General features: G+C 56.4%; 17 protein-coding genes and 1 pseudogene. 17 read left to right on the plus strand and 1 reads right to left on the minus strand.

Features of this window, described 5'->3' with window-relative positions:
* Positions 1–165: 165 nt before the first annotated feature.
* The 8 genes from BV494_RS07500 (at position 166) to BV494_RS07540 (ending at position 10936) form a co-directional block, all read left to right on the plus strand.
* Positions 166–1452 (plus strand): DUF445 domain-containing protein, encoded by a 1287-nt coding sequence (locus BV494_RS07500; protein ID WP_104922300.1) that lies wholly within the window; start codon positions 166–168, stop codon positions 1450–1452.
* Positions 1453–1652: 200 nt separating this feature from the next.
* Positions 1653–2885 (plus strand): oligosaccharide MFS transporter, encoded by a 1233-nt coding sequence (locus BV494_RS07505; RefSeq protein WP_104922301.1) that lies wholly within the window; start codon positions 1653–1655, stop codon positions 2883–2885.
* Between the two features lie 16 nt (positions 2886–2901).
* Entirely contained in the window at positions 2902–4902 is a 2001-nt protein-coding gene (locus BV494_RS07510; RefSeq protein WP_104924740.1) for a beta-galactosidase, read from the plus strand.
* Between the two features lie 76 nt (positions 4903–4978).
* Entirely contained in the window at positions 4979–5875 is an 897-nt protein-coding gene (gene araC / locus BV494_RS07515; protein ID WP_104924741.1) for an arabinose operon transcriptional regulator AraC, read from the plus strand.
* A 128-nt stretch (positions 5876–6003) separates the two neighbouring features.
* Complete coding sequence (gene phoA, locus BV494_RS07520; RefSeq protein WP_104922302.1) at positions 6004–7434, plus strand: alkaline phosphatase; 1431 nt, start codon at positions 6004–6006, stop codon at positions 7432–7434.
* An 891-nt stretch (positions 7435–8325) separates the two neighbouring features.
* Entirely contained in the window at positions 8326–9744 is a 1419-nt protein-coding gene (locus tag BV494_RS07530) for a cytochrome ubiquinol oxidase subunit I (RefSeq protein ID WP_104922304.1), read from the plus strand.
* A 1-nt stretch (position 9745) separates the two neighbouring features.
* Positions 9746–10753 (plus strand): cytochrome d ubiquinol oxidase subunit II, encoded by a 1008-nt coding sequence (gene cydB, locus BV494_RS07535; RefSeq protein WP_104922305.1) that lies wholly within the window; start codon positions 9746–9748, stop codon positions 10751–10753.
* 36 nt (positions 10754–10789) lie between these two features.
* Positions 10790–10936: a DUF2474 domain-containing protein gene (locus tag BV494_RS07540; RefSeq protein WP_104924742.1), complete on the plus strand. Its 147-nt coding sequence runs from the start codon at positions 10790–10792 to the stop codon at positions 10934–10936.
* A 109-nt stretch (positions 10937–11045) separates the two neighbouring features.
* Here BV494_RS07540 and BV494_RS07545 read toward each other — a convergent pair whose 3' ends face one another.
* A complete protein-coding gene (locus BV494_RS07545) occupies positions 11046–11957 on the minus strand; it encodes a cation diffusion facilitator family transporter (RefSeq protein ID WP_104922306.1) in 912 nt (303 codons plus the stop codon).
* 265 nt (positions 11958–12222) lie between these two features.
* On the opposite strand from BV494_RS07545, the gene BV494_RS07550 reads away from it, so the two are divergent.
* From BV494_RS07550 to BV494_RS07590, 9 genes and pseudogenes are all read left to right on the plus strand, one after another.
* Positions 12223–13413: an HlyD family secretion protein gene (locus BV494_RS07550; protein ID WP_104922307.1), complete on the plus strand. Its 1191-nt coding sequence runs from the start codon at positions 12223–12225 to the stop codon at positions 13411–13413.
* Positions 13410–14978 (plus strand): DHA2 family efflux MFS transporter permease subunit, encoded by a 1569-nt coding sequence (locus BV494_RS07555; RefSeq protein WP_104922308.1) that lies wholly within the window; start codon positions 13410–13412, stop codon positions 14976–14978. The genes BV494_RS07550 and BV494_RS07555 overlap by 4 nt, the downstream gene beginning before the upstream one ends.
* Entirely contained in the window at positions 14962–16731 is a 1770-nt protein-coding gene (locus BV494_RS07560; RefSeq protein ID WP_439958375.1) for an efflux transporter outer membrane subunit, read from the plus strand. Before BV494_RS07555 ends, BV494_RS07560 begins: the two co-directional genes overlap by 17 nt.
* A 196-nt stretch (positions 16732–16927) precedes the next feature.
* Positions 16928–17935, plus strand: coding sequence for a magnesium/cobalt transporter CorA (gene corA / locus BV494_RS07565; RefSeq protein ID WP_104922310.1), 1008 nt, complete (start codon positions 16928–16930; stop codon positions 17933–17935).
* 174 nt (positions 17936–18109) lie between these two features.
* Positions 18110–18529: a hypothetical protein gene (locus tag BV494_RS07570; protein WP_104922311.1), complete on the plus strand. Its 420-nt coding sequence runs from the start codon at positions 18110–18112 to the stop codon at positions 18527–18529.
* Between the two features lie 100 nt (positions 18530–18629).
* Positions 18630–18962: a copper-binding protein gene (locus tag BV494_RS07575; protein WP_104922312.1), complete on the plus strand. Its 333-nt coding sequence runs from the start codon at positions 18630–18632 to the stop codon at positions 18960–18962.
* A 14-nt stretch (positions 18963–18976) separates the two neighbouring features.
* Entirely contained in the window at positions 18977–20230 is a 1254-nt protein-coding gene (locus BV494_RS07580; RefSeq protein ID WP_104922313.1) for a TolC family protein, read from the plus strand.
* Complete coding sequence (locus BV494_RS07585; RefSeq protein ID WP_104922314.1) at positions 20230–21480, plus strand: efflux RND transporter periplasmic adaptor subunit; 1251 nt, start codon at positions 20230–20232, stop codon at positions 21478–21480. Before BV494_RS07580 ends, BV494_RS07585 begins: the two co-directional genes overlap by 1 nt.
* Positions 21477–24599: pseudogene (locus tag BV494_RS07590) on the plus strand (efflux RND transporter permease subunit); the annotation flags it as partial. The gene BV494_RS07585 and the pseudogene BV494_RS07590, both read left to right, overlap by 4 nt.
* Positions 24600–24930: the final 331 nt, after the last annotated feature.

The following is a 24930-nucleotide window of genomic DNA, read 5'->3' on the forward strand; positions in this document are numbered from 1 at the left end:
AATGCAGGGGAATAATGCTGCACGCAGTGTAATGACACACCTTGTCATATCAAGAACAATTCTCATTTTAGGTGCGGTTCCGCCTGCATTCCGCGGCATTCCTAAAAAAAGGCCACAGACAAGAAAAAAGCTGACAGCCCGCCTGACGCTTCCTAAACTGAACTAATGAATAAAGAACAAGAACTTCGCCAAAGTAAACGTAACGCGCTCGGGCTGCTGCTGATTGCCGCTGCCCTGTTTGTCATCACCCTTTTCCTGCCGCCTAACTTTTGGGTTTCCGGCCTGAAAGCCATATCCGAAGCCGCGATGGTCGGCGCAATGGCGGACTGGTTCGCCGTGGTGGCGCTTTTCCGCCGCGTACCGGTGCCATTTGTGGCGTCCCACACGGCCATTATTCCCAAAAACAAAGACAAAATTGCCGACAATCTGGCGGTGTTTGTGCAGGAAAAATTCCTCGCACCCGCCACGATCATCAACCTGATTCGTCAGCACGATCCGGCGCGGATGGTCACGGACTGGCTGAATGCGCCGGACAACGCGCAGCGTTTCGCGAAATACGCGGTGAAGATGATCCGCGGTTTTCTGGATGTCACCGACGATCAACGCATCGCACAACTCATCCGCCGCGCGCTTTACCGCGTCATTGATAAAATCGACCTGTCCGCGTCGATTGCCACACTGCTGGAAAGCCTGACCAAAGGTGGCCGCCATCAGCAACTGCTGGATCAGGCGATGGATCAGCTGGAAATCCTGCTGGCAAAAGACAGCACGCGGCAGTTTATTTCCACGCAAATTGTCGGCTGGATGAAGCGCGAACATCCGCTGACCGCCAAACTGCTGCCCACCGGATGGCTGGGGCGCAACGGTGCCGATCTGGTCTCTAACGCGGTGAATTCGGTGCTCGATGATATGGGCAACGACAAAACCCACGCGTTTCGCAAAGGCTTCGACCGTTCGGTGCAGAACTTTATCTGGAAGCTGCAAAACGACCCGGAAACCGCGCAGAAAGCCGAAGAGATTAAGCAGTATCTGAAAGATGACGAGAAGCTGAATGTTTACGTGTTGCAGCTGTGGGGCGACATGCGCAACTGGCTGAAAGAAGATCTGGAAAGTGAAGATTCGCGGGTGTTTGCCAAAGTCACCGAATCCGGCCAGTGGCTGGGAAATGCGCTGGAGCAGGACGAGAAACTGCGCAGTTCGCTGAATCAGCAAATGGAAACCATCGCCGGGAAAATGGCACCGGACTTCGCGCAATTCCTGACGCGTCACATCAGCGACACGGTAAAAGGCTGGGATCCGCGGGATATGTCGCGGCAAATCGAACTGAACATCGGGAAAGACTTACAGTTTATCCGCATCAACGGCACGCTGGTCGGCGCATTTATCGGGCTGGTGTTGTATCTGCTGTCACAACTTCCTGTGGCGATCCCGTGGGTGATGGCGCGGGTTTAGCGGACTCTGAAACGTGGGTAACGGCGCTACCCACTCCCTACCTGCGACACGCATCACACTTCCCCTCCCGGTAGCAGATTTTTTCATGCCGGCAGCGGATCCCCCCTCATGTCTTTTCGCGTCTCTGCGTATTTTATTCTTCATGCTGTCTGCACCCTGCAACGACGGACAGCCAATAACGAGAATAACGGAGAACGTTTATGGCCAGGTTGAACAGAAATTACGTGATGTGTTGTTTGTTCTTTTTCTTCTTCTTTATTTGCTGGGGAGCCTGTTACCCCTACTTGTCTTTATGGCTCACGGACACTATCGGCGTCAGTTATACCGATGTCGGGCTGGTATATTCCTTTACCGCCATTGTGTCTGTGTGTATTCAGCCGGTTTTTGGGTTTATTTCCGATAAATTAAAATTCCGCAAAAACCTGATGTGGATGCTGGCCATTATTATGGTGGTGTTCGCGCCATACTGGATTTATGTTTTCGCACCACTGATGAAATATAACGTCATGACCGGCGCGCTGGCGGGGGGTATTTATATCGGATTTGCTTTCGGCGCGGGCTGTGGCGTGTGCGAAGCCTATATCGATAAAGTCAGCCGCATGACCGGTTTTGAGTTTGGTCGTGCGCGCATGTTTGGCGGGCTGGGTGCGGCATTCGGAACATTTTTAGCCGGTGAGCTGTACGGTATTAATCAGGATTATATTTTCTGGATGGCCAGCCTGGCCGGGGTTTTCCTGCTGTTCGTGGTTTATATGACAGATCCCAAACACGACAGCACTTGCCCGGTTCAGGCGGAAGGCAAAGCCATTATCACCCGCAAAGACGTGATGGCATTGCTGAAAACCCGCCGGTTCTGGTTCTTTGCGGTCTACATGGTCGGTGTCGGCGCGGTCTATGAAACCTACGACCAGCAGTTCGCCATCTTTTACAGCCGGTTTTTCGCCAGTAAAGCCGAAGGCGCGGCGGCGTTCGGGTATCTCTATACGGCACAGATTTTCCTCGATGCCGTGGTCATGTTCTTCGCCCCGTGGTTCGTGAATAAAATCGGCCCGAAAAATGCCCTGTTATATTGCGGGATGATCATGAGCATCCGCATTATTGGCTCGGCGTATGCCACCGGTCCGGTCAGTATCAGTGCCATTAAAATGCTGCACGGTTTCGAAAGTTCGGTCTTCCTGGTGGCCGGTTTGAAATATATCTCAGCGAACTTCCCGGCGTATATTTCCGCTACGGTTTATTTAATCGGATTCCAGTTTTCAAAACAGTTCAGCGCCATATTTCTCTCCGGCACGGTCGGACATATGTATAACACGCTGGATTTTCGCGACACCTATATCATTCTTGGCCTGATTGCGCTGGGCTTTACATTACTTTCATTCTTTACGCTGTCACCGGTGCGACAACGTTTAACGCAGGATGCCGTTTCCGGCTGAAAATAAGGAGTTCGACGTGAATAAACTTTATTATGGCGTGGCCTATTACGATGAATATATGCCGGTTGAACGTCTGGAAAACGATATCGCCATGATGCTCGACGCCGGTATTAATGTCGTGCGCATTGCCGAATCCACCTGGAGTACGCTGGAACCCGCAGAAGGCCAGTACAATTTCCACCACATCGACCGCGTGCTCGACGCCATGCATCAGGCGGGGATCGCCGTGATTATCGGCACGCCGACGTATGCAATTCCGGCGTGGCTGGCACGTAAATACCCGGAAATTATGGTCACCACGCCGGAAGGCCAGCAGAAATATGGCCGCCGTCAGATCATGGATATTGTGAATCCCGATTTCCTGCATCATGCCGAAAATATTATTCGGGTTCTGCTCAGCCATGTAAAAGATCATCCGGCGATTATCGGTTATCAGGTGGATAACGAAACCAAACATTACGATAATTGCGGTCCGGAAATGAAGCAGAAATTTGTGGCCAGTATGCAGGAACAGTTTGCCAATATTGATGAAATGAATCAGGCGTTTGGTCTTAATTACTGGAGCAACAGAATTGACGACTGGCAGGATTTCCCGCCACCTGAAGCGACCATTAATGCCAGCCTGGGCTGTGCGTTCTCCCGATTTCAGCGCCAGTGTGTCACGCAGTATCTGGCGTGGCAGGCGGCGCTGGTCAATGAATACCGCAAGCCTCACCAGTTTGTGACGCAAAATTTCGATTTCGAGTGGCGCGGATATTCCTTTGGTGTACAACCGCGCGTCGATCACTTCGCGGCGGCCAGGGCAATGACCGTGGCAAGTGTCGATATTTATCACCCGTCACAGGAAAAACTGACCGGTAGGGAAATCGCTTTCGGCGGTGCCATCGCACGCGGCATGAAGCATGGCCAGAATTATTATGTGATGGAAACGCAGGCGCAGGGTTTCGCGCAGTGGGTGCCCTTCCCCGGCCAGCTTCGTTTGCAGGCCTTCAGCCATCTGGCGCACGGCGCAACGCTGCTTTCGTACTGGCACTGGCATTCGATTCACAATTCCTTTGAAACGTACTGGAAGGGCCTGCTCAGCCATGACTTTGCGCCGAACCCAACCTATACCGAGGCCAAAACCATTGGTGCCGATTTTGCCCGACTGTCACCCCGGCTTATGGATTTAAAAATAGAAAATGATGTCGCTATTTTGATCAACAATGAAGCGATGGACGCCCTGAACTGGTTTAAACCCGAAGGCGTCAGCACCAATTTGTACAACGATATTTTCCGTCAGTTTCACGACGCGCTTTACGAAGAGAATATTTCTGCCGACATCATCAGCGATCTTCCGGCCGATTCAGGCCGCTACAAACTGCTGATTGTCCCGGCGCTGTACGCCGCCAGCGACGACCTGCTCGGGCGCATCAACGCGTTTGTCGAAGGCGGTGGCCGGGCGCTGATCGGTTTTAAATCAGGTTTCAGCGATGAAAATGTCCAGGTTCGTCACGGCGCGCAACCGGGCATTTTGCATGAATGCTGCGGCGTGACCTATAACCAGTTTGTGCTTCCCCACGACACGCAACTTATCTCAGAACGGCTGGAACTGGATGCTCAGAGCTCCCGCGTTTCAATCTGGATGGAACTGCTGAAACCGCAGGGCGCACAGGTTCTGGCGCGTTATGACCATCCGGTCTGGGGCGAATACGCCGCCATCACGGAACACGATTTCGGGCGAGGCAAAGCGATGTATATCGGCTTCCTGCCGGAAATTTCACTGATTAAACAGCTTGTGGCGCGCCTGACCACCGGCCTGCCGCTCAGCGCCAGAATGAGCCGGCAGCCCTTCCCGCTGATCGTGCGCGGTGGCGTGAACTCTGCCGGGCAGCGTGTCCGTTATTATCTGAATTATTCAGAGAACGAACTGACTGTCGAAGACGCACAGCAGGGAGAAGAGCTGCTCAGTGGCACGTCCCTGCACGGACAACCGCTGGTGCTTGCGCCGTGGGGCGTGGCGATTGTCGCCGGATAAACTCACCTGCCGTCGCACTGGTAATAATCAATGTGACGGCTAGTATTGATGCACCGAATATCAGGACAGCGCCATGATGGATCAGAATCCGGACAATTTTGATTTTCTGCATTACTCACCGCTGATGAAAAAATTCAGTTTTCAGGCCTATCTGGTCGCCGGTTTCACACCCATCACCACCGACAGCGCGCTGGACTATTTCATCAACCGCCCGAACGGCATGAAAGGTTACATCATTAATCTGACGCTGACCGGCCAGGGCGATATCACTTCCGGTAACGATCACCGCGCGTGCCACGCGGGCGACTTGTTGCTGTTCCCGCCCGGCATTCCGCATTACTACGGCCGGGCAACTCACAGTGACAGCTGGGATCATCTTTGGGTCTATTTCCGCCCACGCGGGTACTGGCTTGACTGGCTGAACTGGCACGACACGGGCTGCGCTATCGGTCAGCTCACGCTGCCGTCGCAGGAAAAAGTGGATGAAGTGGTCAGCCTTTTTAAATCCATCCTGACCTACAGCGATTGCGGCAGCCCGCTTTCCGAAGCGCTGGCGATGAACGCGCTGGAGAAACTGCTTCTGCACTGCCAGCAGTTATTGCCAATCCATAACAGCCATCAGCGTGACCCGCGCATTCATCAGGTTTGCCAGTATCTCAACGAACATCTGGATCGCGACATCAAAATCGAAGAACTGGCGCAGCGCGTCTACCTCTCGCCTTCGCGGCTGGCGCATCTGTTCAGACAAGAACTGAATACGACGATCCTGTGCTGGCGCGAGGAGCAGCGGATTAACCGCGCCAAATCGTTATTGCAGGTCAGCCAGCAGCCGATTGCCAAAATTGCCGAAACCGTCGGTTATGAAGATCAGCTCTATTTTTCACGGATTTTCCGCAAACATTTGTCCGTCAGCCCCAGCCAGTACCGGAGAAATTTCGACGAAAGGGATCGGAACGGTGGGGAAATGGAGTAATGCGACGCTGTCACAATAATGTCTTTACTGTCATTAAAACGTCATAACTCTGACCTAACCTGCCGGTAACAAAATACAACAATTTGTGTTTTTTTATTTCTGACGGTTTATCAAAAGGAGTATTGACCATGCAACAACCTCTCTCTCTGCTTGCCCGCGCACTCTCTGCCGCCCTGCTGGTTTCCGCCTCCGCCTCCGCCAGCGCTTTTGCCGCTCAGCCGGACACCCTGACAGACCGCGCTGCGAAAGGCGTACTGACGGAACCGGGCGGCGCACGTCGTCTGAGCGGTGATCAGACCGCAGCGCTGAAAGCCTCGCTTTCGGACAAAACGGTGAAGAACGTGATCCTGCTGATTGGTGACGGAATGGGCGATTCAGAAATCACCTCCGCACGAAATTATGCCGAAGGCGCAGGCGGTTATTTCAAAGGCATCGATGCCCTGCCGCTGACCGGTCAGTACACACATTATTCTCTGGATAAAAAAACCCAGAAACCCAGCTATGTGACGGATTCCGCCGCATCAGCCACCGCCTGGACGACCGGCGTAAAAAGCTATAACGGTGCGATTGGCGTGGACGTAAACGGTAAAGATCACCCGACCATTCTGGAGATCGCCAAAGCCGCAGGCAAAGCGACCGGCAACGTCTCCACAGCCGAATTGCAGGACGCCACGCCAGCCGCCCAGATTGCGCATGTCACGTCGCGTAAATGCTACGGACCGGTAGAAACCGCCGAGAAGTGCGCCAGCAATGCGCTGGAAAATGGCGGACGCGGTTCCATCACTGAACAGCTGTTGCAGGCCCGCGCCGACGTCACGCTGGGCGGCGGCAAAAAATCTTTCAGTCAGCTGGCGAAAGCCGGGGAATTCAACGGTAAATCCCTGAAAGACCAGGCACTGGCACAGGGTTATGTCTGGGTGGAAAACGCCGATCAGCTCAGCGCCATCACGCAGGCCGACCAGAAAAAACCGCTGCTGGGCTTATTCGCCGACGGCAACATGCCGGTACGCTGGCAGGGTCCGAAAGCCACCTATCACGGCAATATCGATAAACCGGCCGTCACCTGCGAAGCCAATCCGCAGCGCACCGCAGAGATCCCAACCCTGGCCGCGATGACCGAAAAAGCCATCGACCTGCTGAAAACCCATCAGAACGGTTTCTTCCTGCAAGTGGAAGGGGCGTCGATTGATAAGCAAGATCACGCCGCCAACCCGTGCGGTCAGTTTGGTGAGACGGTTGATCTGGATGAAGCGGTGCAAAAAGCCCTCGAATTCGCCCGTCAGGATGGCAATACGCTGGTGATTGTGACCGCCGACCACGCGCATTCCAGCCAGATTATCGAAACCGATGCCAAAGCTCCCGGCCTGACGCAAACGCTGACCACCAAAGACGGCGCGCCGATGACCATCAGCTACGGGAATTCCGAAGAGGATTCACAGGGACACACCGGGACTCAGTTGCGGATCGCCGCGTTCGGGCCACACGCCGCGAATGTCGTCGGGCTGACCGACCAGACAGATTTGTTCTATACCATGCGGGAAGCCATGAATATTAAATGATGCAGTGAGGTGCTGTCGGCGGACCGAGAAAATTTCGGTTTCTCACTCGCCGTGAGGGCTGGATCGAGAATATTTCGGTTTTTTAATAGCAGTGATCGCTCAGCTGCTGGCGCCGAAACCGACCAAAAGGGGAAAGTGCTTTTCCCCTTTTGGATTTCCCCACGCTTTTTCAACACGCGCTCCGCTCGCTGGCTATGTTTCAGCTACCACAGCTATTGCCGCGAAAACTTGCCGCTTCGCGGTACCCTTGCTCGGTTTCGAGCCACAGGTCTCGAAACACTTCGCCCGGCAAGCTTTCTGAAAGCGGCCATTGGCTTTTTCACCCTATTACAGTGGTTTGGTTTGCTCCTCCCCCTGCGAAGGGGGAGGCCGGGAGGGGGTTTTGCAGGCCACTGAGCCGCTACAACCAACACCCCATCCCGACCTTCCCCTCGTGAGAGGTGAAGGAGAAAAGCAAAATAATTCGGCATTGGACTTTCGATTTACATAGCCATTGGCCGCTTTCAAAACGGCGTTGAGCGAGCGGTGAGAAACAGCGAGAGTCTTTTTTCGAGCAGGTTCGAACCCGAAGCGAAAGTACCGCGCAGCGGCGGCGTTTGCGGCACTAGCCGGAGTTTCTGAAACAGTGCCAGCCAGCGGAGCGCGTGTAGAAAAAGACGCGGAGATTCCAAAGAGGGCTCGTCATAGCCCTCTTTGGTCGGTTTCGGCACGAGCAGCTGAGCGATCACTGCAATTGAGAAACCGAAATATTCTCGGTCTTATATAAGATCACCGCGGCTCGTACCCGCCTCAAACTGTTATACCCAATAATCACCATACTGTTCCTGTTATACCCACTCCCCTTCATGGTTAAATCCCCTTTCATCATCTGCTATAAAAATAGGTCCTCTCATGTTGGGTTTAGATGCCTTCGAGCTGGCTCGTATACAGTTCGCGTTCACCGTTTCTTTCCATATTATTTTTCCTGCTATCACCATCGGGCTGGCCAGTTTTCTGGCAGTGCTTGAAGGGATGTGGCTCAAAACCAAAAAAGAGGAATATCGCGACCTCTATCATTTCTGGTCAAAAATCTTTGCCGTGAATTTCGGCATGGGCGTGGTTTCAGGGCTGGTGATGGCGTATCAGTTCGGGACTAACTGGAGCTTTTTCTCGTCATTTGCAGGCAGTATCACCGGCCCGCTGCTGACTTACGAAGTGCTGACCGCCTTTTTCCTCGAAGCGGGTTTTCTGGGCGTGATGCTGTTCGGCTGGAACCGCGTCGGCCCCGGTCTGCACTTTTTCGCCACCTGTATGGTCGCGCTCGGCACGCTGATGTCGACGTTCTGGATCCTCGCGTCCAACAGCTGGATGCAGACGCCGCAGGGCTTTGAAATCGTCAACAATCAGGTGGTGCCGGTGGACTGGCTGAAAGTCATTTTCAACCCGTCGTTCCCCTACCGTTTGCTGCACATGACCACCGCCGCGTTCCTGTCGTCGGCATTTTTCGTCGGCGCGTCTGCCGCCTGGCATCTGCTCAAAGGGCGCAATACCCCGGCGATGCGCACTATGTTGTCGATGGCGATGTGGATGGCGCTGATCGTTTCTCCTGTTCAGGCGCTGATTGGCGACGCGCACGGGCTGAATACGCTGAAGTATCAGCCCGCGAAGATCGCCGCAATTGAAGGCCACTGGGAGAATAAAAACGGCGAGCCGACGCCGCTGATTCTGTTTGGCTATCCGGATATGGAACGCGAGGAAACGCGTTATTCGCTGGAAATCCCCTATCTCGGCAGCCTGATCCTCACGCACAGCCTGACGCAGCAAATCCCGGCGCTGAAATCCTTCCCGAAAGAAGACCGGCCTAACTCGACCATCATTTTCTACAGTTTCCGCATTATGGCCGGGCTGGGTATGCTGATGATCGTGCTGGGATTGTGGAGCCTCTGGTTGCGCTGGCGCGGCAATCTTTATGAAAACAAAGCATTTCTGCGGTTTACGTTACTGATGGGGCCGTCGGGTTTACTGGCCTTACTGGCGGGCTGGTTTACCACTGAAATTGGCCGCCAGCCGTGGGTGGTTTATGGCCTGCTGCGCACCAAAGACGCCGTTTCCAGTCACGGCGAGATGCAAATGAGCATCAGCCTGCTACTGTTCGTGGTGATTTATTCTTCGGTGTTTGGCGTCGGTTATCTCTACATGATGAAGCTTATCCGCAAGGGGCCGCAGCCGCATGAAGGTCAGAATCAGGATCACGGCGGACCGGGGCAACATCGCACACCGGCGCGGCCGCTGTCGGCTATTAAAGAACCGCTGAACGACGAAGGAGTCTGAAATGGGTATCGATCTTCCGCTGATTTGGTTTTTGATCATCGTCTTTGGCGTGATGATGTACGTGGTGATGGACGGCTTTGATCTGGGCATCGGCCTGCTGTTCCCGCTGGTGAAAGCAGAACATGAACGCGATGTGATGATGAACACCGTCGCGCCCGTCTGGGATGGCAACGAAACCTGGCTGGTGCTCGGCGGCGCGGCGCTGTTTGGCGCGTTTCCGCTGGCGTATGCAGTGGTGCTCGACGCGCTGACTATCCCGCTGACGTTAATGCTGTTCGGCCTGATTTTCCGCGGCGTGGCCTTTGAGTTTCGCTTCAAAGCCAGCGCGGCAAAACGTCATGTCTGGGACAAATCGTTTATCGCCGGTTCCGTGCTGGCAACGTTTTGTCAGGGCGTGGTGCTCGGCGCGGTTGTCGGCGGCATTCCGGTGGTTAACCGCGCGTATGCCGGTGGCGCGCTGGACTGGCTGACACCGTTCAATCTGTTCTGCGGCTTCGGGCTGGTCGTGACCTACGCCCTGCTCGGCTGCACGTGGCTGATTATGAAAACCGAAGGCCGCTTGCAGGAAAGTATGCACCGCTGCGCAAAACCGCTGCTTTTCACCTTTCTGGCCGTGCTGGTGATCATCAGCGTCTGGACGCCGCTGACGCACGCCGCCATCGCCGCGCGCTGGTTCACTTTACCGAATCTGTTCTGGTTCCTGCCGGTTCCGGTGCTGGTGCTGCTGGTGGCGTTGTGGATGTTGCGGGCGGTAAACCGTCAGTCGCACCACGCGCCGTTCCTGCTGACGCTGGCGCTGATTTTCCTCGGGTATACCGGCCTTGGGATTAGCATCTGGCCGAACATTATTCCGCCGTCCGTTTCCATCTGGGAGGCGTCCGCCCCGCCGCAAAGTCTGGGATTCATGCTGGTCGGCGCGCTGTTTATTATCCCGATTATTCTGGTTTATACCTTCTGGAGCTATTACGTGTTCAGGGGGAAAGTGACGCCGGAACAGGGTTATCACTGAGATGCGGAGGCGTAAATGAAGAAGCTCATCAGGGAAATGGATGATGAAACCGTTATCCGTCAGCCTTTCTGGAAACGGGTCGGCTGGATGGCGACAATCTGGCTGGGCAGCGTACTGGCGCTGTTTGCCGTCGCCTCGGTGTTTAAATTACTGATGGCGGCAGCGGGAATGCGCACGCACTGATTGACTGACGTTTATTAACACCAAACAAAAAAACCTCCGTCAGCTTTGGCGGAGGTTTTTTGTTTGCGGATATTGACCGCGAATAACGACAGCGGATAACGACAGCCAGTCAGCGCAGCAGGTTATCCAGACGATCGTCGTCGATGCCGTCCGGCTCAAGGTGCGCCGTCACATCGGCAAACTTAAACAGTTTGCCCACCGCCATTTCAGCCGCATCGCCAATATCGTGCCCGATATCCACGCTCAGGTTGCCGTCAACTTCCACATGGAATTCCACAAAAACGCGGTCGCCACCGTTACGGGTGCGGATATCATGCACGCCCTTCACGCCAGCCACGCTCAGTACGGCTTCTTTTATACGTTTACGGTCAACGGCGCTCAGCTCCCTATCCAGCAACTGCGTCAGCGCATCCGCCGCCATCCCGCGGGCATTCCAGATCATATAGAAGGAAATCAGCAATGCGCCGATGGAGTCAGAACGCGTCCAGCCAAAATAGCGCTCGAAAATCAGCGCCAGCAGCACCGCGATATTCACCGCCACGTCGGTGATGTAATGCGCGCGGTCGGCGGCAATCGCCGTGGAACCGGTGCGTTTCACCACGTAAGTTTGCATCAGTACCAGGCCGGTCGCCGCCACGCAACTGATGATAATGACCCAGATCCCCAGCCCGAGTTGCGCCAGCGGCGCCGGGTTAATAATGCGTCCGATGGATTCCCCGCCGAGCACCAGCCCGGCCGCACCCAGCAATAACGCCTGCACAAAAGCGGCGACGGCTTCAGCCTTGCCGTGCCCGTAACGGTGGCCTTTGTCAGCAGGACGCAGGGCGTAACGCACGCCAATTAACGTCACCATGGACGCCAGCACATCGACCAGCCCGTCGGCTGCCGACGTCAGCAGGGCAATCGAGCCCGTTGCCACCCAGGCCCAGACTTTGATGCACACCAGCACCAGCGCCACGCAGACAGAAACCAGAGAAGCGATACGCGTCAGCCCTTTATAAGACGGGGCCGGGCGACTCATGAATGGCTCCGGACAAGCCGGTTTTTTTGAGAATTATTCACAGGAATTCCTGAAGCAGAGGATCAACTTTATTTGATAAATACAAATACCCGTCCGGCATTATAACCCATTTTGCGCTTTTTAAGACCTTCCCTATGGTTTGGATCTTCGTGCCCCCACTAAGGTTTATTGACGTAAATTTACTTGCATTTACATCAATACAATCTAGGTTAAAAACAAGATTTCTTTGTTCCGGCGCGCGGTCGCCGATAATCAGAAGAGCACTATGACAAACGATAACAATGCAAAACCTTCCGCGTCAGATGACGCACGTTCCGAACAGTCAGAACTCGATTCCAGCCAGGTGAAATCAGGAGAAGGCCACACGCAGGACCAAAAAGTCACGAATAACGAGGCAGAAGAACCGGATGAGAAGCGCAAAGGCCCCGGCAAGAAACCCCTGATTATTCTCGGTATTGTCGTGGTGGTGATGCTGGTCGTGGCGCTGGTCTGGTGGCTGATGACCAAAGATCAGATCAGCACCGACGATGCCTTTACCGAAGGCGACGCGGTGACCATTGCGCCAAAAATCGCCGGTTATGTGACCAACCTGGCGGTGAAAGATAACCAGTTTGTGCATAAAGGCGATCTGCTGGTGGAAATTGATCCGCGTGATGCCACGGCGCAACGCGATGCCGCGCAGGCGCAGCTTGGGCTGGCGGTGGCACAGCTCCATCAGGCGCAGGTTCAGTATGATCTGGCGAAAGTGCAGTATCCGGCGCAACTGGCGCAGGCCAAAGCCCAGCAGACGCGTGCGGAAGCCAGCCTGCTTAACGCCACGGCAGATTTCCGTCGTCAGCGCGGTGTCGATCCGCGGGCGACCACACAACAGAATATCGACTCGTCCAGCGCGCAGGTGCGTTCTGCTGCTGCCGATCTGGAAAATGCCAAAGCGCAGGTGCAGGTTGCCTCGCAGGTTCAGCTCAATATTCGTCAGGCTGAAACCAACGTCGAGGCCCGCGAGCAACAGGTTGAACAGGCCAAAGCGCAGCTCGAAAACGCCACGCTGAATCTTTCGTATGCGCAGGTTCGCGCACCGTTCGACGGCTACGTCACCAAGCGTAATGTGCAGCTCGGCACGCTGGTGCAGGCCGGTTCTTCGCTGTTCTCGGTGGTGTCGAAAGAGATCTGGATCGCCGCCAACTACAAAGAATCGCAGCTTGAGCGGATGCGTCCGGGCAATAAAGTTGAAATCACCGTGGACGCGTTCCCGGACATCAAACTTCACGGCCACGTTGACAGTATCCAGCAAGGCACCGGCTCGCGCTTCTCGGCCTTCCCGGCGGAAAATGCCACCGGTAACTACGTGAAAATTGTGCAGCGCGTGCCGGTCAAAATCGTCATCGACAGCGGTCTGGATGAAAATCATCATCTGCCGCTCGGCCTGTCTGTTGAACCGACGGTGACCGTCGAATGAATGAAGATCGCAGCTACTGGAAACCCAAGGCCAATCCGTGGGCAGTTGCCGCCGTCGTAACCATTGCGGTGTTCATGGAAATCCTGGACACCACCATCGTTAACGTGGCGCTGCCGCACGTCGCCGGTTCGTTGTCCTCCAGTTATGACGAATCAACCTGGGTTTTAACGTCGTATCTGGTGGCCAACGGGATTGTGTTGCCGATATCCGCGTTTCTCAGCCGCGTGATGGGCCGCAAAACTTACTTCCTGATTTGTATTGGCATGTTCACCGTCTGCTCATTTTTATGCGGCGTGGCGACCGAACTCTGGCAGATGATTTTGTTCCGCATCCTGCAGGGTTTCTTCGGCGGCGGTTTGCAGCCGATCCAGCAATCGGTGCTGCTGGATTACTTCAAACCCGCCGATCGCGGCAAAGCGTTTGGCCTTTCGTCGATTGCCATCATCGTCGCCCCGGTCGTCGGGCCGACGCTCGGCGGTTACATCACCGATAACTTCAGCTGGCGCTGGGTGTTTCTCATCAACATTCCGGTGGGGATTATCGCCCTGCTGGCGATTTATCAGTTGCTGGAAGATCCGCCGTGGGAGCGCAAAGCCAAAGGCAAACTCAGTATTGATTACATCGGTATCGGGCTGATTGCGCTCGGGCTGGGCTGTTTGCAGGTGATGATGGATCGCGGCGAGGACGACGACTGGTTCAAATCCGGCTTTATCGTCACTTTTGCGGTGCTGGCGGCAACCGGGATTGTCGGCGCGATTTACTGGCTGCTTTACGCCAAAAAGCCGGTGGTCGATCTGCGCTGTATGAAGGATAAAAACTTCGCCATCGCCGGTTTGCTGATGGCCGGTATGGCGATGATTTTGTACGGCAGTTCGGTGGTTATTCCGCAGCTGGCGCAGCAGCAGTTAGGCTATACCGCCACGCTTTCCGGGCTGGTGATGTCGCCCGGCGCGGTGCTGATTGTACTGTCGATCCCGCTGGTGCTGAAACTGATGCCGATAATCCAGACGCGTTACATCATTGCGTTCGGCTTCTTCCTGCTCGCCGCGTCATTTATTTACTCGTCCACGCTGACGCCGGACGTCGATTTCAAAACGCTGGTGCTGTTCCGCAGCGCGCAGTCTATCGGGCTGGGCTTCCTGTTTGTGCCGCTGACGACCATCGCGTTTATCACCATCCCGCAGCGGATGAACGCCGATGCCGCCGCGCTGTTTACCATGTTCCGTAACGTCGCCGGGTCGATCGGGATTTCGCTGGCGACGGCCGGTGTGACCGAGCGAACACAGGCGCACAGCGCGCACATGGCGCACAACATGTCGCCGCTGAACGAACAGTTTAATCAGGCCGTCAGCCGGAGTGCCGCCGCGATCCGCGATTTCGCCCATATTGCCGGCGACCCGATGCAGCTCGCCACCGTGAAGATGTATCAGGAAATGATCTCGCAGTCGCGCATCCTGGCCTACATCGATGTGTTCGGCTATTGCGCCATCGTTGCGGTTATTTTGATCCCATTTTGTTTCCTGCTTTCGCCGGTTAAGAGCGAAGGTAATGCCGGAGCACATTAAGTTGAAAAAGATAAGCTCTACTCCGAGAATTCAGCCATCGGTGATGTCATTGAAACCCCACCCCAACCCTCCCCTTCGCAGGGGAGGGAGTAATGCCCCGTTCTCCCCCTGCAAAGCGGGAGTGAGTAATGCGCCGTCCTTCTCCTCCCCCTGCGAAGGGGGAGGCCGGGAGGGGGTTTTGCATACAGGCACCCGTTTTCTGGCACTCTCGGCATTAACTCTGTTACTGGCCGCTTGCTCCGTGGGCCCCGATTACCAGAAACCGAATCCGGTCACGCCGGGCGCTTATAACGACATGACGAAGCCGAAAGACGCCGACGGCGCGTCCATCGCCCTGCCATCGGAGCCGAATCCGTTATGGTGGAAAGCGTTTAACGACCCGCAGCTCGACAGCCTGATCACCCGCGCGATTGCCGGGAATATCTCGCTGCAACAGGCGGTGCTGCGCATTGCCGGTGCCCGCGAGCAGGTCAGACAGGCCGAAGGTGCCTGGCTGCCGTCGGTTCAGGGCAGCGCAAAAGCCACGCGTCAGCAGCTTGGCCTGAAAGGCATTCTGGATTCCAGCGGTGCCTCGCAGCAGCTCAGCGATCTCAGCCCGGAAGCCTCCAGCGCCATCGACACGGCGACGCGTCCGGTCAATCTGTATCAGGGAAGTTTTGATGCCAGCTGGGAGCTGGATTTATTCGGCGGCACGCGGCGTCAGGTGGAAGCCGCGAATGCGCAGACGCAGTCTTCGGTTGAACAACGCAATGATGCGCTGGTGTCGCTGGAAGCCGAAGTCGCCCGCGCGTATCTGCAACTGCGCGGTGCGCAGAGCGTGACGGCGGCGATCCAGACACAAATCGACGTCGCGCAGCAGACGCTGGATCTCACGCAGAACCGCCAGAAGAATGGCCTTTCGCCCCAGCTTGATGTCGAAAACGCCCGCGCCCAGCTGGGTTCATTGCGCGCCCAATTGCCGCAATACCAGGCGCAGGAACGTCAGGCGATGAACGGGCTGGCGGTTCTGCTCGGCCAGACGCCGGGCTCGCTCGATGCCGAACTGACCGCACCCAAACCGATGCCTGCCCTCCCCGCTGCCGTCCCGGTTGGCGTGCCGTCGCAGCTGGCGCGTCGCCGCCCGGACGTGCGTAAAGCCGAAGCCGATCTTCACGCCGCGACCGCCAATATCGGCGTCTCCGTCGCACAGATGTTCCCGAGTATTTCCCTCACCGGCCAGTTCGGGATGCGCAACACCGACGTCAGTTATCTCGACAACTGGAGCAGCCATTTCTACTCCTTCGGCCCGCAGGTCACGCTGCCAATCTTCCAGGGCGGACGTCTGGTGTCCAGCGTGCATCTTTCCCGAGCGCAGCAGGCCAATGCCGCGCTGAACTACCGCCAGACGGTGCTGACTGCGCTCCAGGACGTGGACAATGCGCTGGTGAATTACCGCACGGATCAGGATCAGGTGAACGGATTAGATCAGACGACCGACGCGTTACAGACGGCGTTTGATCTCGCCAGCGACAGTTACCGTCAGGGGCTTTCAACGTTCATCAACGTGCTCGACGCCCAGCGCCAGCTCGCGCAGGCGCACCAGCAATCCGCCGAAGCGAAAGTGAAAACCAGCACCGATCTGGTGTCGTTGTACAAAGCCCTCGGCGGCGGCTGGGAGCCGTACCAGAACGTTGATTTGCCGACCTACACTGTGTTTGGTCCGGCGGCAACGCCGGATGTGAAAGTCAAAACGACGTCGGGGGTGACGCCGTAAAAACGGTTTAATGTGACGAGATAAAATCGGAAGGCGTGACCGGGGCAGGTAAAGAGCTATTCTGCTTCGTGTTCGCGCCCCCTCTTTTCAGCATCCCCCTCAGCGCAATTCCACCAGACTGCGCTATTCTGTTCAGACATTGAAAACAATCCTGCCTGCGGGCGGGATTTTCCGCTGAATAACAATCGGGTAAAAAATGAACGACATTTCTACTGAAGATAAAAAGCCCAGCTGTGATTCAGTGATCAACAGCGTTGCCTACCGTGACGGCAAGCGGTTGCAGGACGTCACCGTCGAAGACATCAGCGAAGTACTGAAAGAGCCGGACACGTTCGTGTGGCTGGGGTTGTGGCAGCCGGAAGATGCGTATATGCGCAGCATTCAGGAAGAATTCGGGCTGCATGATCTGGCGATTGAAGATGCACTGAGCGCCCATCAGCGACCCAAAATCGAGCAGTACGGCGAGTCGCTCTTTATCGTCACGCACACCGCGCAAAAGGTGAACGAAACCATCGAGTACGGCGAAACGCATCTGTTTCTCGGTAAAAACTTCCTGATCACGGTCCGCCACGGCGCGTCATCGAGCTATAAAGAAATCCGTAAACATGCCGAAGAACGCCCGGACATGATGAACAAAGGGCCGGCTTACGCGTTGTACTGCGTGCTGGATTCTATCGTCGATAACTATCTTGAAATCCTGCATCGCTACACCGAAGAGTTCGACGCTATCGAAAAGCTGATGTTCCAGAACACGTTTAACCAGCAGGCCGTGCAGCAGGTGTACAAACTCCGTCGCGATCTGCTTTCGCTGCGCAATTCCGCCGTGCCGATGGAAGATATCTGTAATCAGCTCAGCCACCATTATGAAGAACTGATGCCGAAAAGCCTGCGTGCCTACATTCGTGACGTGCAGGATCACGCGAATCAGGTTATCCGCACCACCGACGATATGCGCGAAATGCTTTCCAACGCCATGCACGTGAATCTGGCGCTGGTGTCGGTGCATCAGAATGAAGTGGTACAACGTCTGGCAGGCTGGGGGGCGATTCTGGCGATCCCGACGGTGGTCTTCAGCCTGTACGGCATGAACTTTAAAAATATGCCGGAGCTGGATGACTGGTGGGGGTATCCGGTGACGCTGGGCGTGACACTCGTCGGTTGTCTCTGGCTTTACTGGAAACTCAAAAAATCGGGCTGGCTCTGATATTATTACCGTAAGCCGCACGTTAATTAACATGCGAATAACAGAAACCCCTGTTATTCGCGCTTTTAAATTATCCTGACAAATATACCGGCGACTTATTCTATTTCTCCTTCCCTCTGCGCGTTATTTCCTTATATACTCATTCGCATCTTTCCTTCCGGAAATAACCTTCATATGTCAGTGCGTTTCGCGATTTCACAGTTTATGCATTCACTGCGCTTGCCAGGCAAGCGGGTCAGTGCGTTGCTGTTCGCGTTGTGCTGGCTGATTCTGAATTCTCAGCTGGCGCTCGCCAGCCATCAGTGCGACATGCGGCCTCCGGTGGAAAACACCACGATGTCGCACAGTGAATTCATGCAAATGCCTGATTCCCCTGAGCATAGGCAAAGTCAGTCGGTGTTGTGTGAAAAGCACTGCGTGCCGGAAAGAACCCACTCAGACAGCGGAAATGTGCCCCTGGTGGCACTTCCGGTTGCACCCGCACTCGCCATCGTCACCCTTGATGCCCGCGTGGCGGTCACTACCGCAAACTGGACTGCCCCACCGGTCACGGCTCCGCCCGCTGAAGTTCAGTTCTGCCGGTACAGAGAATAGCTCCTGCTGTCAGCGGATGCATTTCCTTGCATCTGAATAATCTAATTTATCTGCCGTAATAACGGCGTTTATCTGATATGACAGTATTGGAGTTATTTCCATGCGTACAATTTTAAATGGTTTTGTCTTTAGTCTTTTCTTTATTTCCGCTTATTCCTTCGCTGACACAATGCCAACGAATCATGATCACATGGCGATGCAAACCGCAGAGAGTTACCAATCAGAAGGTGTGATCACGCAATGGCAATCTGACCGTGTTGGTATTTCTCATCACGCCATCCCTGCCCTTAAATGGCCCGCCATGACCATGAATTTCCGGTTGCCGCCGGACATCGCCGCGAACTCCCTGCCCGCCGGTACGCCGGTGGCGTTCAGCTTTGTCAAAACTGACACGGCTTATCAGTTGCAGTCACTGACTCCGCTGAAACGCTGACCGGGAGAAATACCATGTTGAATTTACCGCGTCACCTCCGGGTGACGTGGCACTGGCTGCTGGCTTTTATGCCGGTCAGCGCCTTTGCCACACCCGTTTCCCTCCCGCAGGCGCTGGTGGCCGCGCAGGGATATTCGGCGGAGCTTTCCGCCAGCCGCCATCAGATTAACGCGCTGGAAAACCGCGCAGAATCGGCCATGCAGTTGCCGGATCCGAAGCTGAAATTCGGGATTGAAAACCTGCCCGTTGGCGGCAGTAACGACCAGCGTTTTACCCGTGAAGGCATGACCATGGAGCGGATTGGCATCATGCAGGATTACGTGAGCAGCAGTAAGCGCGAGCGTAAAGCCGGCACGCTGCGCGCCGAATCCCGGCAGGTGGCGGCGAACGGCCAGAGCATTCGTGCGCAGTTGCAGCGCGATGCGGCACAGGCCTGGATGGAACTGGCGATCGGAAATGAAACCGTGAAGCAGTTGCAGGCGCTGGTGGATGAAAGTCAGCGGCAGATTGGCGTTCAGCGCGGCGGCGTCAGCAGCGGTAGCGCCCTGCCCGCGTCGGTGCTCGACGCGCGTCTGACGCTCATCAGCATGCAGGACAAACTCACCGAAGCCGGACGCGACGTGCAGCTGGCGCGAACGCGGCTGAGTCAGCTTACCGGTATCGACAATCCCGAAATTCTCGGTGCCATTCCGCCGGTCAGCGAACTGCCCGCCGAAGCGACGCAGGCCGACAGCATCAGCCAGCATCCTGAAGTTCTTCAGGCGCGGCGTGAGGCGGAAGTGGCGCAGGCCAAATCATCCGAATCGGCGATTGCCGCACTGCCGGATATCGGCGTTGAAGTCTATTACGCCCGCCGCGCCGACAATTATGACGACCTCGCGGGCGTGATGGTCACCGTGGATTTGCCGCTGTTTACCGCATCACGTCAGGATAAAGATCACGCTGCCGATCAGTCGATGGCGATGGAAAGCAATGACCGGCTGGCGCAGCTCGTTCGCACACATCAGGCGCAGCTGACCACGCTGCTGGCGCAATATCAGGCAGCCAGTACCTTGTGGCAGCGGCAGAAAAATGACGTTGTTCCGCTGCAACAGCAGCGCGTCAGCGTGATTCAGGCGCAGTACCGCGCCGGAAAAAGCAACCTGAATGACGTGCTCGAAGCCCGCCGCAGCCTGCTCGACAGCCAGATTGCGGTACGAAATGCCGAACTGGACGTCGCCCGTTATTGGGTCGCCCTGCGCTATCTGGCACCTCAGGAGAACAACTGATGACTACCGTTAAAACGTATGGCCTGCTGGCGCTTTCCCTCGCGGCCGCGCTGGCTGTGGGTTACCAGGCCGGACGCCATAATGCGCCCGCCGGATCAAAAATCGCGTCTGCGCCCGCTGAACGCAAAGTACTGTACTGGTACGACCCGATGACGCCGGATCAGCGGTTTGATAAACCGGGCAAATCGCCGTTTATGGATATGGACCTGATGCCACGTTACGCCGATGAAGTGGCTGACGACGGCGGTGTTACGGTCAGCGCCCGCCAGCAGCAGAATCTCGGGTTGCGCAGTGCGAAAGCTGAGCGCCGCGTCATTTCCTCCCCGCTGAATGTTTACGGCACCGTCACCGCCGACGAGCGCAGCCTGCGCACGGTGGCTGCCCGCGCAGGCGGTCTGGTGGAGAAACTCTACGTTGCCGCCAGCCAGCAGCAGGTAAAAAAAGGCCAGAAACTGGCGACGTTGTGGATCCCCGACTGGACCGCCGCGCAGCAGGAATATCTGGCGGTGCGCCAGCTCGGTGACCGCAGCCTGAGCGCTGCCGCCCGTCAGCGTCTGGCACTGCAATTTATGCCGGAGGATATTCTCAGACGTATCGATAAAACCGGCCAGCCGCAGACGCGCATTGACGTCGTGGCACCGGAAGACGGTTATCTCAGCCAGCTGAGTGTGCGTGAGGGCGCGCAGGTGGCCGCCGCGCAGCCGTTGTTTGAGCTGACCAGCCTGAAACAGGTGTGGATTGTGATGGATTATCCGCCGTCCGCCGCCGGGCAGGTTCAGGTCGGCAGCAAGGTCAGCGGCAACAGCGACAGCCAGCCGGGCGACGTATTTCGCGGCGTGGTCAGTGAATTACTGCCCGACGCCGACGCCGTCAACCGCACGCTGAAAGCCCGCGTGGTGATTGATAATCCGCAGCAAAAACTGCGCCCCGGCATGTATCTCACCCTGACGCTGGAAGCACCGGAACAGAAACCGGTGCTGGCAATTCCGCAGGAAGCGCTGATTCAGACCGGCACCCGCAATACCGTGCTGCTCGACGACGGCAACGGACATTTCACGCCGCAGGCTGTCACCGCAGGGGCAACGCGCGACGGCTGGACGCAAATCCTGTCCGGCCTCAGCGAAGGCCAATCTGTCGTGACCTCCGGCCAGTTCCTGATCGATTCAGAAGCCAGCCTGCGCAGCGCGCTGCCCGCCGCTGCCAAAGCTGAAACCACACCAGACGCAAATCAGCACGGGAGCCATTTATGATTGCCACCGTGATCCGCTGGTCGCTGCGCAACCGGCTTCTGGTGCTGCTCGCCGCCCTGATGATGGCGGGCTGGGGCATCTGGTCTTTGCAAAAAGCGCCGCTCGACGCCCTGCCGGATCTCTCCGACGTACAGGTGATCGTGCGCGTCAGTTATCCGGGCAAAGCGCCGCAAATCATCGAAGATCAGGTCACGTATCCGCTGACCACCACTTTGCTGTCGGTGCCCGGCGCGAAAACGGTGCGCGGCTTTTCGATGTTTGGTGATGCCTACGTTTACGTGCTGTTTGATGACGGCACGGATCCGTACTGGGCGCGTTCCCGCGTGCTGGAATACCTCAGTCAGGTACAGTCCTCGCTGCCGCCGGGCGCAAAAGCGTCGCTGGGGCCGGATGCCACCGGCGTCGGCTGGATTTATGAATACGCGCTGATCGATAAAACCGGTCAGCACAGCCTCGAACAGCTGCGCGCGTTGCAGGACTGGACGTTGCGCTATGACCTGAAAACGGCGCCCAACGTTTCTGAAGTTGCCAGCATTGGCGGCATGGTGCGCCAGTATCAGGTAGTCGCCGACCCGCAGCGGATGCGCGCACGCGGCGTGACGCACCAGCAACTGGTCACCGCCCTGCAAAGCGCCAATCAGGAAAGCAGCGGATCGCTTCTGGAAATGGGCGAAGCCGAATATATGGTTCGCACCTCCGGTTACCTGAAAAGTCTGGACGATTTCAACAACGTAGTCGTGACCGTCAACGGCGGCATTCCGGTGCTGCTTTCTGACGTCGCGACTGTGCGAACCGGCCCGGAACTGCGGCGCGGCGTGGCGGAACTCAACGGTGAAGGCGAAGTGGCGGGCGGCGTTATTGTCATGCGTTCGGGCAAAAATGCGCTGGAAACCCTGAAAGCGGTGAAAGTGCGTCTGAATGCCCTCGCCCGCACGCTCCCCGCCGGTGTGGAAATTGTGCCGGTATATGACCGCCAGCCGCTGATCGAACAGGCAGTCGAAACGCTGTCGCACAAACTGTTGGAAGAATTCATCGTCGTGGCGGTGGTCTGCGCGCTGTTTCTGTTCCACTTCCGCTCGGCGCTGGTGGCGATCATCACGCTGCCGCTGGGCATTCTCGGCGCGTTTATCGTCATGCATTATCAGGGGGTCAGCGCCAATATTATGTCGCTCGGCGGCATTGCGATTGCCATCGGGGCGATGGTGGACGCCGCGATCGTGATGATTGAAAACATGCACAAAGTGCTCGAACAATGGCGGCACGATCATCCCGGCCAGAAGCCGACTTCTGCGGATTACTGGCAGGTTTCCGAACGCGCTGCCATCGAAGTCGGGCCTGCGCTGTTTTGCAGTTTACTGATCATCACGCTGTCGTTTATTCCGGTGTTTTCGCTCGACGCGCAGGAAGGCCGGATGTTCTCGCCGCTGGCGTTTACCAAAACCTACGCCATGGCGGTTTCCGCCGGGCTGGGGATCACGCTGGTGCCGGTGCTGATGGGCTATTTTATTCGCGGCAAAATCCCCGATGAGAACGCCAGCCCGATCAACCGCTGGCTGATTTCCGCTTACCAGCCGGTGCTTTCTGCGGTGCTGAAACGCCCGAAAACCACGCTGGTGTGCAGCGGCCTGTTTCTGCTGGTGTCGCTTTATCCGCTGTCAAAACTGGGCAGCGAATTTATGCCGCCGCTCGACGAAGGCGATTTGCTGTATATGCCGTCCACGCTGCCGGGGATTTCCGCCCGCGAAGCGTCCAGATTGCTACAGCAAACCGACCGGCTGATTAAAACCGTGCCGGAAGTCGCCAGTGTGTTCGGCAAGGCCGGACGTGCCGACAGTGCCACCGACCCCGCACCGCTGACCATGATTGAAACCACCATCCGTTTTAAACCACGCGACCAGTGGCGGCCCGGCATGACGCCCGACAAACTGGTGACGGAGCTGGATAACGCGGTGAAGTTACCGGGCATCGCCAACGTCTGGGTGCCGCCGATCCGCAACCGGCTGGACATGCTGGCGACCGGCATCAAAAGCCCGGTGGGGATTAAGGTGAACGGGAATAACATCGCGCAGATTGAGCAGGTGGCGCAGCAAATCGAACATATCGTGAAGCAGGTTCCCGGCGTGACATCGGCGCTGGCCGAACGTCTCGAAGGGGGCCGCTATGTGGACATCGACATTAACCGGCGCGAAGCCGCACGTTACGGTGTCACGGTTGCCGAATTACAGTCGCTGGTTTCGACACTGGTCGGCGGTGAAAATATCGGTGAAACGCTGGAAGGCCGCGAACGGTATCCGATCAATCTGCGTTATCCGCGTGAACTGCGTGACAACGTGCAGGCGCTGCGTGACCTGCCGGTGCTGACCGCGTCCGGTGCGCAGGTGCCGCTGTCGGCGCTGGCTTCGGTCAACGTCACCGACGGCCCGCCGATGCTGAAAAGTGAAAACGCGCGCTTGTCGGACTGGATTTATGTCGATTTGCGCGGACATGATCTGAAATCGGCGGTGGAAGATATGCAGCAGGCGGTGAATCAGCAGGTGAAATTGCCGGAAGGCGTCACTGTGAGCTGGTCGGGGCAATTTGAGTATCTGGAACGCGCGACGGCAAAACTGAAAATCGTCCTGCCGGTCACGTTGCTCATCATTTTTGTCCTGCTGTACGTCACGTTCAGCAGCGTGCGCGATGCGGTGCTGATTATGGCAACGCTGCCGTTTGCGCTGACCGGCGGCATCTGGCTGCTGTATATGCTTAATTACAACCTCTCGGTCGCCGCCGCCGTCGGTTTTATCGCGCTGGCGGGTGTCGCCGCCGAGTTCGGGGTCATTATGGTGCTGTATCTGAATCAGGCCGTGCAGCGTCAGCAGAAATCCGGCGAATCGCTGACCGAGGAAGAGTTGTGCAACGCCATCCACCACGGCGCGGTATTGCGTGTAAGGCCAAAAGCCATGACGGTCGCCACCATCATGGCGGGTTTACTGCCCATCATGTGGGGCGGCGGCACCGGTTCAGAAGTGATGCAGCGTATTGCTGCGCCGATGATTGGCGGGATGGTCAGTGCGCCGTTGTTATCGATGCTGGTGATCCCGGCGGTGTATTTGCTGTTGCATCGGAGGAGAAGTGGGAAAACTTCGGTTTCTCACTTGCAGTGTAAGCGCTGTCGGAGGACCGAGAAGGTTTCGGTTTTTCACTTGCCGTGAGGCTGAGCGCTGACCGAGAATATTTCGGTTTTTCAATAACTGTGTTCACTTAACACGCTGCGCCGAAACCGACAAAGAGGGAGGAAAGCGCCTCCCTCTTTGATCTCCCACGCTTTTTTCACTGCGCGCTGCCGCTCGTAGGCTATGTTTCAGCGGCTGTCGTTATTGCCGCAAACGCCGCCGCTTCGCGGTGCTCTCGTTTCGGATTCGAACCAGCTCAAAAAAAGACTCTCGCCGTTTCTCATCACTCACTCAA

The sequence above is a fragment of the Rahnella sikkimica genome (assembly GCF_002951615.1).
GTDB classification, from domain to species: Bacteria; Pseudomonadota; Gammaproteobacteria; order Enterobacterales; family Enterobacteriaceae; genus Rahnella; species Rahnella sikkimica.